Below are 15,232 nucleotides of genomic sequence, written 5' to 3' on the forward strand. Positions count from 1 at the left end.
CGAAGAATGGGCGTTCGTTGACGTAGATCAAGCTGGCGCGACACTGCGCCTTGTAGACATGCTCCGAACCCGGTGCGAAAAGCCGGGCGGAATATTAAGGGGACCGGCTGCGGCGTGAGATCGTCGAGCGTGCCGCCGGATTTCGTGTCGATGGATTACAGGACCGCTTTCCACAACGCCCTCGAGCGGGTTCACGCCGAAGGCCGTTATCGGGTTTTCGCCGACCTGAAGCGCCATCGCGGGAACTTCCCCCGCGCCACCTGGACGCGCCCGGACGGCGAAGCCCAGGACATCGTGGTCTGGTGCTCCAACGACTATCTCGGCCAGGGCCAGAACCCGGTCGTGATCGAGGCCATGAAGACGGCCATCGACGAGGCCGGCGCCGGCTCCGGCGGCACCCGCAACATCTCCGGCACGACCCACTATCATGTCGAGCTCGAGCACGAGCTGGCCGACCTGCACGGCAAGGAAGCCGCGCTTCTGTTCACCTCGGGCTATGTGTCCAACGAGGCGTCGCTCTCGACCCTCTATAAGATCCTGCCCGGGCTCATCATGTTCTCCGATGAGCTCAACCATAATTCGATGATCTCGGGCATCCGCGCCGGCGCCCGCGAGCAGCGCCGCGTGTTCCGCCACAACGATCTGGCGCATCTTGAGGAGCTGCTGGCCGCGGCGCCCGCCGACGCCCCCAAGCTGATCGCCTTCGAGAGCGTCTATTCCATGGACGGCGACATCGCCGACATGCCGGCCATGGTCGCCCTGGCCAAGAAGTATGGCGCCATGACCTATCTCGACGAGGTCCATGCGGTGGGCATGTACGGCCCCCGCGGCGCTGGCGTCGCCGAGCGCGACGGGGTGATGGATCAGATCGACATCATCGAAGGCACGCTGGGCAAGGCGTTCGGCGTCATGGGCGGCTATATCGCCGCCGACGCGGTGATCATCGACGCGATCCGCTCCTATGCCGATGGCTTCATCTTCACCACCTCGATCCCGCCGGCCCTGGCCGCCGGCGCGGTGGCGTCGATCCGCTATCTGAAGGAACACAATGAGGTCCGCGTGGCCCACCAGGGTCGCGCTCAGGCCCTCAAGGAACGGCTGACCAAGGCTGGCCTGCCGGTCATGCCGTCGGAAAGCCATATCGTGCCGGTGCTGGTCGGCGACCCGGTCCACTGCAAGATGATCTCCGACATCCTGCTCAGCGACTACGGCGTCTATGTGCAGCCGATCAACTATCCGACCGTGCCGCGCGGCACCGAGCGCCTGCGCTTCACGCCGTCGCCGGCCCACAGCGACGAGATGATCGATCATCTCGCCAAGGCGCTCGAAGCCCTGTGGGTCCACTGCAACGTCCAGCGGGTCGGCGGCGTCGCCGCCTAAGCGCTAGCTGCGCCGGCGCACCCCGCGGCCCAGGCCGATCTGCTTGGCGAAGTCCGAGCGACGCGCGGCATAGGTCGGCGCGACCATCGGATAGTCCGGCGGCAGACCCCAGCGGCGACGATAGTCCTCGGGGCTCATGTCGTAGCGCGAACGCAGGTAGCGCTTGAGCATCTTCAGGCGCTTCCCGTCTTCCAGACAGACGATGTAGTCGTCCTGAACGGATTTGCTGATCGGAACTGCGGGCTTCGGCCGTTCCTCGGGGGGCGGAGCCTCAGGCTCGCCCAAGGTCGCCAGGGTGTCGTGGACCGCGCGGATCAGGTCCGGCACGGCGTCAGTGCTGATTGGATTGCGGCTCACATAGGCGGATACGATATCGACGCCGAGACGAAGCATATCCCCCGAACGCGCCGTGAGTCCGCTATCAACACTCATTACTTTCCCCTCTGACCACACAAGGTTCGGCGCAAAGCTTGGAGGCGCTCGGACGGGCGAAAAACGCCGACGATCAGACTTCGTTCCCGCATATTGTGGAGGCGGTTGGAACCCGGGCGGGAATGGGAGTAAAAGGCGCCTCCGCCCCCCAGCAGATTCCGACGCGAGAGCCGCCCTTGACCGCCCAAGCCCAGACCGCCTCCGCCGCCGACGCCTTCTTCAGCCAAGGCGTGGCCGAGACTGACCGCGAAATCGCCGAGGTCCTCCGCCGCGAACTCAAGCGCCAGCAGGATCAGATCGAACTGATCGCCTCGGAGAACATCGTCTCCCGCGCGGTGATGGAAGCGCAGGGCTCGGTCCTGACCAACAAGTACGCCGAGGGCTATCCCGGCAAGCGCTACTACGGCGGTTGTGAGGAAGTGGACGTGGCCGAAGCCCTGGCCATCGAGCGGGCCAAGCGCCTGTTCGGCGCCGAGTACGCCAATGTTCAACCCCATTCCGGCAGCCAGGCCAACCAGGCCGTCTTCATGGCGACCATGAGCCCGGGCGACACCTTCATGGGCATGGATCTGGCGGCGGGCGGCCACCTGACCCATGGCAAGAACGTCAATCAGTCGGGCAAGTGGTTCAATCCGGTGTCCTATGCGGTTCGCCAGCAGGACCAGTTGATCGACTATGACGAAGCCGCCGAAGTGGCGCTGGCCGCCAAGCCCAAGGTGATCATCGCCGGCGGTTCGGCCTATAGCCGCGAGATCGACTTCGCCCGTTTCCGCCAGATCGCCGACAGTGTCGGCGCCATCCTGATGGTCGACATCGCCCACTATGCGGGCCTTGTGGCCGGCGGCGCCTATCCGAACCCCATGCCCCACGCCCATGTGGTCACGACGACGACCCACAAGACCCTGCGCGGTCCCCGCGGCGGCATGATCCTGACCAACGACAAGAAGCTGGCCAAGAAGATCGATTCGGCGGTCTTCCCCGGCCTGCAGGGCGGCCCCCTGATGCATGTGATCGCCGCCAAGGCGGTGGCCTTCGGCGAGGCCCTGCGTCCGGAATTCAAGCTCTATGCCCGCCAGGTGGTGGAGAACGCCCGCGCCCTGGCTGACGCCCTGGCGGCCGGCGGCCTCAAGATCGTCTCCGGCGGCACCGACAGCCACCTGATGCTGGTGGACCTGACGCCCAAGGGGGTGACCGGCGCCGACGCCGAGATCGCCCTGGAGCGGGCGAACATCACCTGCAACAAGAACGGCATTCCGTTCGACCCGCTGCCCTTCACCCAGACCTCGGGCCTGCGCCTGGGTTCGCCGGCCGGCACGTCGCGGGGCTTTGGCCCGGCCGAGTTCCGCCGCATCGGCCAGCTGATCGCCGAGGTGGTCGATGGTCTGGCGAAAGGCGGCGATAACTCGGCGGTCGAGGCCAAGGTCCGTGACGAGGTGCTGGCCTTGACCCGCCGGTTCCCGATCTACAACTAGGCCTAAACGGATGCGGCCGGGGAGGGGCTGACCTGATGCGATGCCCATTCTGCGGCCATACTGAGAGCCAGGTGAAGGACAGCCGCCCGTCGGAAGACGGCGCGGCCATCCGACGTCGACGGCTGTGCCCGGCCTGTGGTGGTCGGTTCACCACATTCGAACGCATCCAGCTGCGCGAGCTGACCGTGATCAAGCGGTCTGGCCGGCGCACGCCGTTCGAGCGGGAAAAGCTGCTGCGCTCCATCGACATCGCCACCCGCAAGCGGTCCATTGATCCCGAACAGGTCGAACGGATGGTCAATGGCATTACGCGACAGCTCGAGAGCATGGGCGAGACCGAAATCGGCTCCGAAGTGGTCGGCGAACTGGTGATGAAGGCGCTCAAGACCCTCGATGACGTGGCCTATGTCCGTTACGCCTCAGTCTATCGCGACTTCCGCGAGACCAGGGACTTCGCCGACTTCCTCGGGCGCGAGGGCTTGTCCGACGCCCCGGACGAGGAGCGCTAAGGGGCGCTGCGCCGACGTTCGCCCATGATCACGTTGAAGCTCGCCACATCCCTGGACGGTCGCATCGCCACCGGCCAGGGCGACAGCCGCTGGATCACGGGGCCTGAGGCGCGGACTGAGGTCCACCGACTGCGCGCCGAACATGACGCGGTCCTGGTCGGCGCTGAGACGGCCCTGGCGGATGACCCGGATTTGACCGTGCGCCTGCCCGGCTATGCCGGGCCGCAGCCCGCGCGGGTGGTGCTCGATAGTCGCCAGCGGTTGCCGCCCACTTCACGCCTGGCGCGCTCGGCCCAGGACATCCCCGTTCATGTGGTCGCCACGGGCGCGCCCGATCCGGCCCTGCTGGCGGCCGGCGTCCAGATTATCCAGGTGCCTGCGCTTGACGACGGACGGCCAGACTTGCCCGCCGTCGTCGCCATGCTTGCCGCCCGCGGCCTCAGGCGCCTGTTCGTCGAGGGGGGCGGGCAGGTGGCGGCCAGTTTTCTCCGCTGCGGGCTTGTGGATCGCATGGAGTGGTTCCGGGGGCCGCAGATCATCGGCGACGAGGGCCGCCCGGCTATCGGGGGCTTATGTCTCTCACGCCTCGATGAGGCCCCGCGCCTGCGTCGAATCGAGGTCTCCGTCCTCGGCGAAGACCTTTGGGAACGCTACGAAAGGATCTGAATGTTCACGGGAATTGTCACCGATGTCGGCAAGGTGCGCGCCGTGCGCGACACCGATCGCGACCGCAGGTTCGAGATCGAGACCGCCTTCGATCTCTCGACGGTCGAGATCGGCGCCTCCATCGCCCACGCCGGTTGCTGCCTGACCGTGGTCGAGAAGGGGCCAAACTGGTTCGCCGTCGAGGTCTCCGGCGAGACCCTGGACCGAACCACAATCGGTGAATGGACCGAGGGACGGCCTGTCAATCTGGAACGCTCGGCCCGGGTCGGCGACGAACTGGGCGGCCACATCGTCTCGGGCCATGTGGACGGCGTCGGCGAGATCATCTCCATCGTGTCCGAAGGCGGCTCGCACCGCGTGAAGGTGCGCGTGCCGCGGCCGCTGCATAGGTATATCGCGCCCAAGGGGTCGATCACCGTGGAGGGCGTCTCCCTGACCGTGAACGAGGTGGAGGACGATGTGTTCGGGGTCAATCTGATCCCTCACACCTGGGACGTGACCACGCTGGGGCGGCTTGTCGTGGGCTCGAAGGTCAATCTGGAGATCGACATGCTGGCGCGCTATCTCGCGCGATGGCGCGAAACCGCCTAAAGGCTGTCCCCTTGGATCGCCTCCCGCGATCGCTGGATTTTGTGATGCAAGACGAGAAGCTGCGCGTCCTCGTGGTCGAGGCGCGGTTCCATGGCCAGATCGCCGACGCCCTGCTGGCCGGGGCCACCGATGTGCTGTCGGCCCATGACGTGGAATTCGACGTCGTGACCGTGCCCGGCGAGCTGGAGATTCCAGGCGCCATCGCCTTCGCCGATGCGTCGGGCAGCGGCGGCGGCGTGGCCTATGACGGCTATGTGGCCCTGGGCTGCATTATCCGTGGCGAGACCTACCACTTCGAGATCATGGCCAACGAATCGGCGCGCGGCCTCATGGACCTGACCTTGAGCCGCCGCCTGTGCATCGGAAATGGCGTCCTGACGGTCGACGAAGAAGACCAGGCCTGGGAACGGGCTCGGGCGAGCCAGGGCGATCGCGGCGGGGCGGCGGCCAGGACTTGCGTTGAAATGATCAGTCTCCGCGCGCGGCTGTCGGGACACGACCAATGAGCCAGGATATCCCCATTCCCACCGGCCCCATTTCCCGCCAGTCCCGTTCGGTCGCCCGTCTGGCGGTCGTGCAGGCGCTCTATCAGATGGAAGTGTCCGGCGCCGGCGTCGAGGCGGTGATCCGCGAGTTCTCCGACCATCGCTTCGATCGCGACGTGGAGGGCTTTGCGCTGAGCGGGGCCGACGAAACCTTTTTCGCCGAGCTCCTGCGCGGCGTGATCACCCGCCAGGCCGATGTGGACAAGGCCGTGGTCAAGCGATTGGCCCAGGGCTGGCGGCTGGACCGGCTGGACGCCACCGCCCGCGCCATCCTGCGGGCCGGCGCCTATGAGCTGGTGGAGCGGACCGACATCCCCACCGAGGTGGTGATCGACGAATATGTCGAACTCGCCAAGTCCTTCTTCGAGGGGCCCGAGCCTGGCTTCGTCAACGGCGCCCTCGACGGCGTGGCCCAGGATGTCCGGGGCTGAGGACGCCCCCGCCCAGCCGGACGAGTTCGAGCAGATCGCCCGGCTCTATCGGCCGCTGACTCGCGGGGCGCCCGAGGCCCTGGGCCTGCTGGACGACGCCGCCGTCATCCCGCAGCGCCCGGGCTTCGATCTGGTGGTGACCAAGGACGCCCTGGTGGAGGGCGTGCATTTCCCCCCTGGCGAAGCGCTCGACCTCGTGGCGCGGAAGCTCCTGCGAACCAATCTGTCGGATCTGGCGGCCATGGGCGCCGAGCCCTACGGCTATTTCCTCGCCGTGGCCTGGCCCTCGGGGACCGACTTCGCCGCACGCCAGCTGTTCGCCGAGGGCCTGCGTCTGGACGGCGAGACCTTTGGCGTGAGCCTGCTCGGGGGAGACACGGTTTCGACGGCGGGTCCGCTGGTGGCGAGCCTCACCTTGCTGGGCTGGGTTCCGCAGGGGCGTGCGGTGCGCCGGTCCGGCGCGCAGCCAGGGGACCTGGTGATGGTCAGTGGCCCGATCGGCGATGGCGGGTTGGGGCTTGAGGCGGTCATGGCCCAGTTGAGTGACCCTGACGGCTATCTGGCCGAACGCTACCGCCTGCCGCGCCCCCGCCTGGACCTGATCGAGCCCCTGCGGGATCAGGCGAGCGCCGGCGCGGACGTATCCGATGGCCTGATCGCCGATGCAGGCCACATCGCCCGGGCCAGCGGCGTAGCCCTTCGCCTGAATCTCGAACGCATGCCCTTGTCCCGCGCCGGCGCCGCCTGGCTGACCGAGCAGCCGGATCGCTCGCAGGCGCTCATGAGGCTGGCCACATCGGGGGATGACTACGAACTCGTCCTGACCGCCCCGCCCGATGCCAGCGCGCGGCTCGGCCTGCCGGTGATCGGCGTGGTCGAGGCCGGGGAGGGGGTCCTGGTCCTGATCGATGGCAAGCCTGTGTCGACGGGCCGCAGGGGTTGGACCCACCCCTGAGCCCTGGCCGGCAGCATCGTAAAGACTGCGGCAACCCTGTTGGAGCTAAGCTTCAGCCATGCTCCGCCGCGCTTTCATCTCCGCCTTGCCCATGGCCCTGCTGGCCGGTCCCAGCCTTGCGGCCGGGGCGGCCCCGAAGGAGAAGGCGGCCGGCGGCCAGTATGTGGACATCTCCCCGGTCGCCCTGCCCGTTGTGGTCCGCGATCTGGTGGTCAACTACGTCTTCGTCGCCGTGCGGCTGAATCTGTCGCAGGTGGCGAACATCCAGAAGCTCAGGGAGCGTGAGCCCTTCTTTCGGGACGCCCTGGTGCGCGCGGGCCATCGGACGCCGTTCACCAGCCAGGAAGACTATCTGAGTCTGGACGTCGCCCGGCTGAAGTCGGTGATGCTCAAGGAAGCGGTGCGCCTGGGCGGGAAGGACATCCAGTCCGTCTCCGTCATGTCCCAGACGGCCAAGCGGCGCACCGGCGTCCCCAAGCCGCCCAGCGCTTGATCGCGGACGTCCCTGAGGGCGAGCGCGCCACCAACCACAACCGTTGCGCCCCCCTGGCAACCTTGGCACAGTCCCAGGGCTAGAAAGAACAAGGGTCGGCGCACGTACGTCGGCCCACCCAAGAGGAAACGTAGCGACCGGCGGCCGCTCCCATTCGGGGGCGAGCCAGAGCCGGCTCGCGCCATCAAAGGGGCGCTTAAACGATGAGTCTCGTGCTTACGCTGGTGATTGTCGCCGGCCTACTGGCGGTGCTTTACGGCATCGTCCAGTCCGCATTTCTGATGCGGGCTTCGCCCGGCAACGAACGGATGCAGGAGATCGCTGCGGCGATCCAGGAAGGCGCCCAGGCCTATCTGCGACGTCAGTACACCACCATAGCCATGGTCGGCGTCGTGATCCTGATCGCGGTCTGGCTCCTGCTGGGTCTGGAGCCGGCCATCGGCTTCGTGATCGGCGCGGTGCTGTCGGGCGGCGCAGGCTTCGCCGGCATGCTGATCTCGGTCCGGGCCAATGTGCGAACCGCCCAGGCGGCCTCGGAAAGCCTGGAGAAGGGCCTGTCGCTCGCCTTCAGGTCTGGCGCAGTCACCGGCATGCTGGTGGCCGGCTTCGCCCTGGTGGGCGTGGCGGGCTACTTCTTCGTCCTCACCGGGCCGCTCGGCCATGAGTTGACGAGCCGCACCGTGGTCGACTCCCTGGTGGCCCTCGGCTTCGGCGCGTCGCTGATCTCGATCTTCGCCCGGCTGGGCGGCGGCATCTTCACCAAGGGCGCCGACGTGGGCGGCGACATGGTGGGCAAGGTGGAGGCCGGCATCCCGGAGGATGACCCGCGCAACGCCGCCACCATCGCCGACAATGTGGGCGACAATGTCGGCGACTGCGCCGGCATGGCCGCGGACCTGTTCGAGACCTATGCGGTGACCACCGTGGCCACCATGGTGCTGGCGGCGATCTTCTTCCGCGGCACGGCGGCGGTCGAGACCATGATGCTGCTGCCCCTGGCCATCTGCGGGGTCTGTATCATCACCTCGATCATCGGCACGTTCTTCGTGCGCCTGGGCAAGTCCCGCAACATCATGGGCGCCCTCTATCAGGGGCTGATCGTCACGGGCCTGTTATCGGTGGGCGCCATCTGGTGGGTCACCACCACCATGCTTCCGGGCGTGGTCAGCGTCGGCGCGCGCAGCTTCGACGGCATGTCCCTGTTCTATTGCGGACTGGTCGGCCTGGCTGTCACCGCGGCGATCGTCGTAATCACCGAATACTATACCAGCACGGCCTTCCGGCCGGTGAAGTCGGTGGCCAAGTCCAGCGTCTCGGGCCATGGCACCAATGTCATTCAGGGCCTTGCCGTCAGCCTGGAGTCCACGGCTCTTCCGGCCCTGGTGATCGTCGCCGGCATCATCGTCGCCAATGGCCTGGCCGGCCTGTTCGGCATCGCCATCGCCACGACGGCCATGCTGTCCCTGGCGGGCTTCATCGTGGCCCTGGACGCTTTCGGCCCGGTCACCGACAACGCCGGCGGCATCGCTGAAATGGCCGGGCTGCCGGCCGAGGTTCGCGTCTCCACCGACGCCCTCGACGCGGTCGGCAATACGACGAAGGCCGTCACCAAGGGCTACGCCATCGGCTCGGCCGGCCTCGGCGCCCTGGTGCTGTTCGCCGCCTATACCGAGGACCTGCGCTACTTCATCGCCACGGCCGAGCCCGGTTCGTTCTTCGAGGGAATGGCGCCGGTCGCCTTCGACCTGTCCAACCCCTATGTCGTGGTCGGCCTGCTGTTCGGGGGGCTCTTGCCCTTCCTGTTCGGGGGCATGTCCATGACCGCCGTGGGACGGGCCGCCGAAGCCGTGGTCGTCGAGGTGCGCCGCCAGTTCAAGGAGAACCCCGGCATCATGACCGGCGAGGTCAAGCCGGAGTACGGGCGCGCCGTCGACATCCTGACCAAGGCGGCCATCCGCGAGATGATCGTGCCCAGCCTGTTGCCGGTCGTCTCGCCCGTGGTGCTCTTCTTCGTGATCATGGCCATCGCCGGCAAGGGCGACGCCTTCTCGGCGCTCGGCGCCATGCTGATGGGGGTGATCGTCACGGGCCTGTTCGTGGCGATTTCGATGACGTCGGGCGGCGGCGCCTGGGACAACGCCAAGAAGCTGATCGAAGAGGGCCACCACGGCGGCAAGGGGTCGGAGGCGCACAAGGCCGCCGTCACCGGCGACACCGTTGGCGATCCCTATAAGGACACCGCAGGCCCTGCGGTGAACCCGATGATCAAGATCACCAATATCGTCGCCCTGCTGCTGCTGGCCGTCCTCGCCCACGGCGTCGGATAGGCCCAGCCTCGAACCAGAACGAAGAACGCCCCGGAGAGCGATCTCCGGGGCGTTTCTCGTTTCGGCTCTGAGTTGAGCTCGGATCTAGCGGTCGCCGGGGCGGGTGCCGGGCACCCCTTCGTCATCCCGGGGCAGCATGCCGCCACGGCCCACATTGCCGAGCAGCTGTTCCAGCACCGTCAACTCACGGCCGCGGGTCGGCGTCTCGCGATCATTGTAGGCGATCACCTTGCCGTCCTCGAGGGTGTAGTGGTCTACCTTCTCCACGACCTCGGTGTCGGGATTGAAGGTGATCGACACCACCTCGCGGTTGACCACCTGGCCGCGCCGGAAGGCCACGCGCTCCTTCACCTGGGCGATATAGAACCAGATATCGTCCTCGAAAGTCGAGGTGGCCGAGGGCGAGCCGAGGCTGCCGCGAACCGTGGACTTGGTGTCCTCGCCGACCTTGACGTCCTTCGGATTGGCGTCGATGGCCTGGAATCCGGAATAGGTGGTCATCGGCGCGCAGGCGCTGGTGGTCAGCAGGCCGACCGTAAGGGCGGCGAAGGCGACACGGCGAAACATGTGGGAACCGGACCTGTTCAAGACTTCAAGACTTTGACCTATCGCCCGCGGGGCCTTAGTTCAATGCCGCCGTTAAAGCCCTGTGGCGGCGAAATCGAGGCCAAGATGATCCTGGAGCGTCTCTTTCGTCCCAAACCCGCGAAGGTCGCCGGGCAGAAGCTCTATGCCGAGGTCGTATCTCAGGCCCGTCAGCCCGACTTTTACAGCCGCCTCGGCGCCCCTGACACGGTGGAGGGCCGGTTCGAGCTCTACTCCCTGCACGTGGTCCTGCTGCTGGACCGCCTGAAGCGGCAGGGAGAGCCGGCGGCCGATACCGCCCAGGCCCTGTTCGACGCCTATGTCTCGGCCCTGGATGACGCCCTGCGCGAGATGGGGGTCGGCGACCTGTCGGTGGGCAAGAAGATGCGCAAGCTGGGCGAGGCCTTCTATGGCCGGGTCAAATCCTACGAGGCCGCCCTGGCGGCTCTGCCGGATGAGACGGCCCTGGCGGCGCTGGTCGGGCGGACAGTCTATGCCGAAGCCGCCGATGCGCCGACGCAGGACATGGTGGCCTACGTCCTGCGGCAGCGTCAGGCCCTGGCCGACCAGCCCTTGGACGCGCTCGTCGCCGGCGATGTCACCTGGGTGGCGCCGTGACCGAAATCTGGAGCCACCCGTTCAAGATGGGCGCGCTGGCCCGTGGCCCGGTGACCCTGCGCCTGGAGCCAGAGGCGGCCATCCTCAAGGCGCTGGCGCCGCAACTGGGCGTGCGGGCGATCAAGAGCCTCAGCGCGGACCTGCGGCTGCGAACCTGGCTCGATGGGGTGGAGATCGGCGGCCGGTTCCAGGCCGTGGTCGAGCAGGAATCCGGACTGTCGCTGGAGGTCTTCGATCAGACGGTCGAGGGGCCGATCGAGGTTCGGCTTGTGCCCGCCGGAAGCCCGAACGCGCCCGACCCGGAGGTCGAGATCGAGCTTGATCCCGACTCGCCCGATCCGCCGGAAATCCTTGAGGGCGACACGATCGATCTCGCCGCCTATGTGATCGAACACCTGGCCGTGGAGATCGACCCCTTTCCCCGACTGCCGGGAGAAACCTTCGACTACACGCCGCCGCAGGATGACGACTCGCCCTTCGCCGTGCTTAAGCGGCTTAAGGACGACAATGGGTGATCCTCGGCCATGCGCCGGGCACAACGCCGCGGATCTGCGGCGAACAGGGGCTGAATTCACGTCGTGAGCCAATCGGTCACCATATCCGTCGACGCCATGGGCGGCGATCACGGTCCAGCCGTCACCATCCCGGCCCTGGCCCGCGCCGCCGGCAAGATGGGGGAGGGCTTGCGCTTCCTGGCCCATGGGGACGCCGCTCTCATCGAACCAGAACTGGCCCGCCTGCCGCAACTGACCGGCAGGGTCGAGGTTCGCCACACCGACAAGGTGGTGGCCAGCGAGGAAAAGCCCGCCACGGCCCTGCGTCGGGGCAAGGGCTCAAGCATGTGGAACGCCGTCGAGGCGGTGAAGCTCGGCGAAGCCCAGGGCGCGGTCTCGGCCGGCAACACCGGCGCGCTGATGGCGATCTCCAAGCTGGTCCTGCGGATGAGCGCAGATCTGGACCGCCCCTGCCTGACGGCCAGCTGGCCGACCGTCTCAGGTTTCACCACGGTGCTGGATGTGGGCGCCAATGTGGATTGCGACGCCGAACGGCTGGTGGAGTTCGCCATCCTGGGCGAGGCCTTCCACCGCGCCGCCCATGGGGTGGAGCGCCCCAGCATCGGTCTGCTCAACGTCGGCTCGGAAGACATCAAGGGCCATGAAGAGGTCCGCGAGGCCCACCGGATGTTGCGGGAGGGCGGCTTTGGCCTGAACTATTACGGCTTCGTCGAGGGCGACGACCTGACCCGCGGCGTCGTCGATGTGGTCGTCACCGACGGCTTCACCGGCAATGTCGCCCTGAAGACCGCCGAAGGCGTGGCCAAGTTCATCACCAGCGAGCTGCGCGCCGCCCTGATGTCGAGCCTGCCGTCCAAGCTTGGGGCGATGATGGCCCGAAAGGCGCTGCTGGCCTTCCGTGAAAAGCTCAGCCCGCCGGCCGCAGCGCCCCTGCTTGGCCTCAATGGTGTGGTGGTCAAGAGCCACGGCGGCGCCGAGGTTCGCGATTTCGCCGATGCAATCCAGGTGGCCGCGGATCTGGCGCGGAACGACTTCGCCGCCGAGATTACACGAAGCATGACCCGTCTCGGCTTCGGCGCCAGTCCGCCGCCGCCCGCGGGCCAGGGAGGCGAGTGAGTTGAGTTCCGTGCTTCGCAGCGCTGTCACCGGCGTGGGTGGCTATCTGCCCGACGAGGTCGTCACCAATGACGATCTGTCTCGCTTCGTCGACACCAGCGACGAATGGATTCGCGAGCGCACCGGCATCCAGAAGCGCCATCGCGCGGGGCCGGACCAGGCCGTCTCCGACCTGGCGGTCGAGGCCGCCCGTAAGGCCCTGGCCGCGGCTGGCCGCACGCCGGACGATATCGACCTGATCATCGTCGCCACCACGACCCCGGACCTGACCTTTCCGGCGACCGCGGCCATCGTCCAGCGCAAGCTGGGGTGTCCGGTGGGCATCGCTTTCGACATCCAGGCGGTCTGCTCGGGCTTCGTCTACGCCCTGTCGGTGGCCGACGGCTTCGTCGCCCATGGCCGATCCAAGTGCGCCCTGGTGATCGGCGCCGAGGCCATGACGCGGCTGATGGACTGGACTGATCGGGGCACCTGCGTCCTGTTCGGCGATGGCGCCGGCGCCGTGGTGCTCGAGCCCGTGGCCGGCGCGGGGACCACGGACGATCGCGGCCTGCTGGGCTTCGCCCTGCGCGCCGACGGAACCAAGCAGGACCTCCTCTATGTGGACGGCGGCCCTTCGACCAATGGCGAGGTCGGCAAGCTGCGGATGCAGGGCAACCAGGTGTTCCGCCACGCCGTGGTCAACATCTCCGAGGCCGTGACGGCTGCGGCCGCCGACGCCGGGATCGATGTCGCCGCCGTAGACTGGTTCGTGCCGCATCAGGCCAATATGCGGATCCTCGAGGGGGTGGCGCGCCGCCTGGGCATTCCCGAATCCAAGGTGATCACCACGGTGGCCGATCACGCCAACACCTCGGCCGCCTCGATCCCGCTGGCCATGGCCGTCGCGGTGGGAGACGGACGCATCAAACCGGGCGACCTGTTGTTGCTGGAGGCCATGGGCGGCGGTCTGACCTGGGGCGCCTGCGTGCTGCGCTTCTGAACCTGGGCACAGAACTGGACTGGAACCCTTTGACCTTGCCCGACAATCACGGCATGAGGGGACCAGTAGTTTTGTCCGGGGGCAGGGTACGCATGAAGGGCTCGACTTTGACGCGAGCTGATCTTTGCGAGGCGGTTCACGACGAGGTCGGACTGTCTCGCCAGGACTGCGCGACGCTCGTCGAACGCACTCTCGAACTGATGATCCAGGCCCTGGAGGCCGGTGAACAGGTCAAGCTTTCCGGGTTCGGCGTCTTTCAGGTCCGCGCCAAGCGCGCGCGCATGGGTCGCAATCCCAAGACCGGGGAGCCGGCGGCCATCGAGCCGCGCCGGGTGATCGGTTTCCGCGCGTCCCAGGTGATGAAGGCGAGGGTCGATAAGGCGCTCGCAGAGGAAGACTAGGTCGTGGCCAAGGGCCCCGAAGCCTTCCGGACGATTTCGGAAGCGGCTGAGGAGCTGGACGTGCCCCAGCACGTGCTGCGGTTCTGGGAGACCAAGTTCTCTTTCATTCGCCCCATGAAGCGGGCCGGGGGGCGCCGGTTCTACCGACCCCAGGATATCGCCGTCCTGCAGGGCGTGCGGCGGCTGCTGCACGACGAAGGCTACACGATCAAGGGCGTCCAGAAGCTCCATAAGGACCAGGGCCTGCGCCGGCTCCTGGACGAATCGGGCGTCGATCCGGGGCCGACGGCCCCCGACAGCGGCCTTGCGGACTCTGAGATCCGAGACCGCCTGGCCCTTGTTCTGGAAGACCTTGAGGCGGCGAAGGCGAGGCTGGATCGGCTGCTTGGGGACGACGGCCAACAGGCCTGACTTTGCGGGTTGCCGGGCCGCAGGCGCCCGCCTATAAGACGCGACCTCGCCGCTGGCGACGGAGCGTAGCGCAGCCTGGTAGCGCACTTGACTGGGGGTCAAGGGGTCGTGGGTTCGAATCCCGCCGCTCCGACCATCGCCTGAATGGGCGGGGTCGAAACAAACGTCATATGAAATCTATCGCCGCGTGCAGCGGGGCGTCGCTCAGCGGCCGCGGTTCATCCATGAGATGAGCGGCAGGATCGGCACGCCCCAGGCCAGGCCGACAACGCCGTAGAACAGGGCCTGGATCGCAATGTTGTCGGGCAGACGCTCGCCGATGGCGACGGCGGCCACGGCATAGGCGGCCACGAAGGCGATGATGACGAACATGCCGACCAGCTTGCGTTGGCGCGCGCTCATGGAAAGCCCCATCGAACCTCGCGCCGGATCGGCGCGCACCTCCTATAGGGCGCGCGCCGGGGGCATGTCACTTCCGGCGGATCAGACCCAGGAGGGCCAGAAGCAGGACTGCGCCGATCGTGGAGACGAGCAGGCTGCCGATGAAGCCGCTGAAGGGGAAGTTGATCAGGTTGGCGATGAAGCTGCCGATCAAGGCGCCGACCAGACCCACCAGCAGATTGGTGAAGAGCCCGTGGTTGCGCTTCATGATCTTTTCGGCGATCCAGCCGGCGAAGATGCCGATGATGATCGCGCTCAGAATTCCGACGCCGCTCATGGCTATATCCCTCCCAGAAGACGGCTGAAGACGCCGCCCACCCTGAATGCGGTCAAGCTTGGGGGGTTCCCAATTTCCTGGGAAG

At 67.1% G+C, this 15,232-nt stretch carries 20 protein-coding genes and 1 tRNA gene; 17 read left to right on the forward strand and 4 right to left on the reverse strand.

Annotated features, from left to right (window positions below; all coding sequences use genetic code 11):
- Positions 1-150: 150 nt before the first annotated feature.
- Positions 151-1,380, forward strand: coding sequence for a 5-aminolevulinate synthase (gene hemA / locus Q8L83_RS13475; RefSeq protein WP_305287760.1), 1,230 nt, complete (start codon positions 151-153; stop codon positions 1,378-1,380).
- A 3-nt stretch (positions 1,381-1,383) separates the two neighbouring features.
- Here hemA and Q8L83_RS13480 read toward each other — a convergent pair whose 3' ends face one another.
- The gene (locus tag Q8L83_RS13480; RefSeq protein WP_370868396.1) at positions 1,384-1,812 is read right to left on the reverse strand and encodes a MucR family transcriptional regulator; all 429 of its coding nucleotides are present in this window, start codon (positions 1,810-1,812) and stop codon (positions 1,384-1,386) included.
- A 176-nt stretch (positions 1,813-1,988) separates the two neighbouring features.
- Here Q8L83_RS13480 and glyA point away from each other — a divergent pair, with 176 nt between their 5' ends.
- From glyA to Q8L83_RS13525, 9 genes are all read left to right on the forward strand, one after another.
- A complete protein-coding gene (gene glyA / locus Q8L83_RS13485; protein ID WP_370868397.1) occupies positions 1,989-3,284 on the forward strand; it encodes a serine hydroxymethyltransferase in 1,296 nt (431 codons plus the stop codon).
- Positions 3,285-3,319: 35 nt separating this feature from the next.
- Positions 3,320-3,793 (forward strand): transcriptional regulator NrdR, encoded by a 474-nt coding sequence (gene nrdR / locus Q8L83_RS13490; RefSeq protein ID WP_305287765.1) that lies wholly within the window; start codon positions 3,320-3,322, stop codon positions 3,791-3,793.
- A gap of 24 nt (positions 3,794-3,817) precedes the next feature.
- Complete coding sequence (locus Q8L83_RS13495; RefSeq protein WP_305287767.1) at positions 3,818-4,459, forward strand: RibD family protein; 642 nt, start codon at positions 3,818-3,820, stop codon at positions 4,457-4,459.
- Positions 4,460-5,050: a riboflavin synthase gene (locus Q8L83_RS13500; protein WP_305287769.1), complete on the forward strand. Its 591-nt coding sequence runs from the start codon at positions 4,460-4,462 to the stop codon at positions 5,048-5,050.
- Positions 5,051-5,094: 44 nt separating this feature from the next.
- The gene (gene ribH, locus Q8L83_RS13505) at positions 5,095-5,556 is read left to right on the forward strand and encodes a 6,7-dimethyl-8-ribityllumazine synthase (protein ID WP_305287771.1); all 462 of its coding nucleotides are present in this window, start codon (positions 5,095-5,097) and stop codon (positions 5,554-5,556) included.
- Positions 5,553-6,026: a transcription antitermination factor NusB gene (nusB, locus tag Q8L83_RS13510; protein WP_305287772.1), complete on the forward strand. Its 474-nt coding sequence runs from the start codon at positions 5,553-5,555 to the stop codon at positions 6,024-6,026. Before ribH ends, nusB begins: the two co-directional genes overlap by 4 nt.
- On the forward strand, positions 5,935-6,981 hold the full coding sequence (gene thiL, locus Q8L83_RS13515; protein WP_370868398.1) for a thiamine-phosphate kinase: 1,047 nt from the start codon (positions 5,935-5,937) through the stop codon (positions 6,979-6,981). Before nusB ends, thiL begins: the two co-directional genes overlap by 92 nt.
- A 58-nt stretch (positions 6,982-7,039) precedes the next feature.
- On the forward strand, positions 7,040-7,474 hold the full coding sequence (locus Q8L83_RS13520) for a hypothetical protein (protein WP_305287776.1): 435 nt from the start codon (positions 7,040-7,042) through the stop codon (positions 7,472-7,474).
- Positions 7,475-7,677: 203 nt separating this feature from the next.
- Positions 7,678-9,801 carry a sodium-translocating pyrophosphatase gene (locus Q8L83_RS13525; RefSeq protein ID WP_305287778.1) on the forward strand — a complete coding sequence of 708 codons (2,124 nt, stop codon included), beginning with the start codon at positions 7,678-7,680 and terminating at the stop codon, positions 9,799-9,801.
- An 84-nt stretch (positions 9,802-9,885) separates the two neighbouring features.
- On the opposite strand, the gene Q8L83_RS13530 is transcribed toward Q8L83_RS13525, so the two are convergent.
- A complete protein-coding gene (locus Q8L83_RS13530; protein WP_305287780.1) occupies positions 9,886-10,368 on the reverse strand; it encodes an outer membrane protein assembly factor BamE in 483 nt (160 codons plus the stop codon).
- 63 nt (positions 10,369-10,431) lie between these two features.
- Between Q8L83_RS13530 and Q8L83_RS13535 the strand changes: the two genes are divergently transcribed.
- The 7 genes from Q8L83_RS13535 (at position 10,432) to Q8L83_RS13565 (ending at position 14,565) form a co-directional block, all read left to right on the forward strand.
- A complete protein-coding gene (locus Q8L83_RS13535) occupies positions 10,432-11,004 on the forward strand; it encodes a ubiquinol-cytochrome C chaperone family protein (protein ID WP_370868399.1) in 573 nt (190 codons plus the stop codon).
- On the forward strand, positions 11,001-11,519 hold the full coding sequence (locus Q8L83_RS13540; protein ID WP_305287782.1) for a DUF177 domain-containing protein: 519 nt from the start codon (positions 11,001-11,003) through the stop codon (positions 11,517-11,519). The genes Q8L83_RS13535 and Q8L83_RS13540 overlap by 4 nt, the downstream gene beginning before the upstream one ends.
- Positions 11,520-11,582: 63 nt before the next feature.
- Positions 11,583-12,635 (forward strand): phosphate acyltransferase PlsX, encoded by a 1,053-nt coding sequence (plsX, locus tag Q8L83_RS13545; RefSeq protein ID WP_305287784.1) that lies wholly within the window; start codon positions 11,583-11,585, stop codon positions 12,633-12,635.
- Position 12,636: 1 nt separating this feature from the next.
- Positions 12,637-13,617, forward strand: coding sequence for a beta-ketoacyl-ACP synthase III (locus Q8L83_RS13550; protein WP_305287786.1), 981 nt, complete (start codon positions 12,637-12,639; stop codon positions 13,615-13,617).
- Positions 13,618-13,709: 92 nt separating this feature from the next.
- A complete protein-coding gene (locus Q8L83_RS13555) occupies positions 13,710-14,018 on the forward strand; it encodes an integration host factor subunit alpha (protein WP_300578845.1) in 309 nt (102 codons plus the stop codon).
- 3 nt (positions 14,019-14,021) lie between these two features.
- The gene (locus Q8L83_RS13560; RefSeq protein WP_305287788.1) at positions 14,022-14,429 is read left to right on the forward strand and encodes a MerR family transcriptional regulator; all 408 of its coding nucleotides are present in this window, start codon (positions 14,022-14,024) and stop codon (positions 14,427-14,429) included.
- A gap of 59 nt (positions 14,430-14,488) precedes the next feature.
- Positions 14,489-14,565, forward strand: a tRNA-Pro gene (locus Q8L83_RS13565).
- Positions 14,566-14,633: 68 nt separating this feature from the next.
- On the opposite strand, the gene Q8L83_RS13570 is transcribed toward Q8L83_RS13565, so the two are convergent.
- Together Q8L83_RS13570 and Q8L83_RS13575 are read right to left on the reverse strand one after the other, a co-directional pair.
- Entirely contained in the window at positions 14,634-14,831 is a 198-nt protein-coding gene (locus Q8L83_RS13570) for a DUF2842 domain-containing protein (protein WP_305287790.1), read from the reverse strand.
- Positions 14,832-14,898: 67 nt separating this feature from the next.
- A complete protein-coding gene (locus Q8L83_RS13575; protein ID WP_305287792.1) occupies positions 14,899-15,147 on the reverse strand; it encodes a GlsB/YeaQ/YmgE family stress response membrane protein in 249 nt (82 codons plus the stop codon).
- Positions 15,148-15,232: the final 85 nt, after the last annotated feature.

The organism is Phenylobacterium sp. (assembly GCF_030680185.1).
Taxonomy (GTDB): domain Bacteria; phylum Pseudomonadota; class Alphaproteobacteria; order Caulobacterales; family Caulobacteraceae; genus Phenylobacterium.

Excerpts from the sequence above, each read along its gene's own strand:
- Q8L83_RS13520 (WP_305287776.1), top strand. The coding sequence starts at position 7,040 with ATGCTCCGCCGCGCTTTCATCTCCGCCTTGCCCATGGCCCTGCTGGCC.
- Q8L83_RS13495 (WP_305287767.1), top strand. The coding sequence starts at position 3,818 with ATGATCACGTTGAAGCTCGCCACATCCCTGGACGGTCGCATCGCCACC.
- nrdR (WP_305287765.1), top strand. The coding sequence starts at position 3,320 with ATGCGATGCCCATTCTGCGGCCATACTGAGAGCCAGGTGAAGGACAGC.
- Q8L83_RS13535 (WP_370868399.1), top strand. The coding sequence starts at position 10,432 with ATGCCGCCGTTAAAGCCCTGTGGCGGCGAAATCGAGGCCAAGATGATC.
- ribH (WP_305287771.1), top strand. The coding sequence starts at position 5,095 with ATGCAAGACGAGAAGCTGCGCGTCCTCGTGGTCGAGGCGCGGTTCCAT.
- Q8L83_RS13530 (WP_305287780.1), bottom strand. The coding sequence starts at position 10,368 with ATGTTTCGCCGTGTCGCCTTCGCCGCCCTTACGGTCGGCCTGCTGACC.
- hemA (WP_305287760.1), top strand. The coding sequence starts at position 151 with ATGGATTACAGGACCGCTTTCCACAACGCCCTCGAGCGGGTTCACGCC.
- Q8L83_RS13525 (WP_305287778.1), top strand. The coding sequence starts at position 7,678 with ATGAGTCTCGTGCTTACGCTGGTGATTGTCGCCGGCCTACTGGCGGTG.
- nusB (WP_305287772.1), top strand. The coding sequence starts at position 5,553 with ATGAGCCAGGATATCCCCATTCCCACCGGCCCCATTTCCCGCCAGTCC.
- Q8L83_RS13500 (WP_305287769.1), top strand. The coding sequence starts at position 4,460 with ATGTTCACGGGAATTGTCACCGATGTCGGCAAGGTGCGCGCCGTGCGC.
- Q8L83_RS13575 (WP_305287792.1), bottom strand. The coding sequence starts at position 15,147 with ATGAGCGGCGTCGGAATTCTGAGCGCGATCATCATCGGCATCTTCGCC.
- Q8L83_RS13555 (WP_300578845.1), top strand. The coding sequence starts at position 13,710 with ATGAAGGGCTCGACTTTGACGCGAGCTGATCTTTGCGAGGCGGTTCAC.
- thiL (WP_370868398.1), top strand. The coding sequence starts at position 5,935 with ATGTCGAACTCGCCAAGTCCTTCTTCGAGGGGCCCGAGCCTGGCTTCG.
- Q8L83_RS13570 (WP_305287790.1), bottom strand. The coding sequence starts at position 14,831 with ATGAGCGCGCGCCAACGCAAGCTGGTCGGCATGTTCGTCATCATCGCC.
- Q8L83_RS13480 (WP_370868396.1), bottom strand. The coding sequence starts at position 1,812 with ATGAGTGTTGATAGCGGACTCACGGCGCGTTCGGGGGATATGCTTCGT.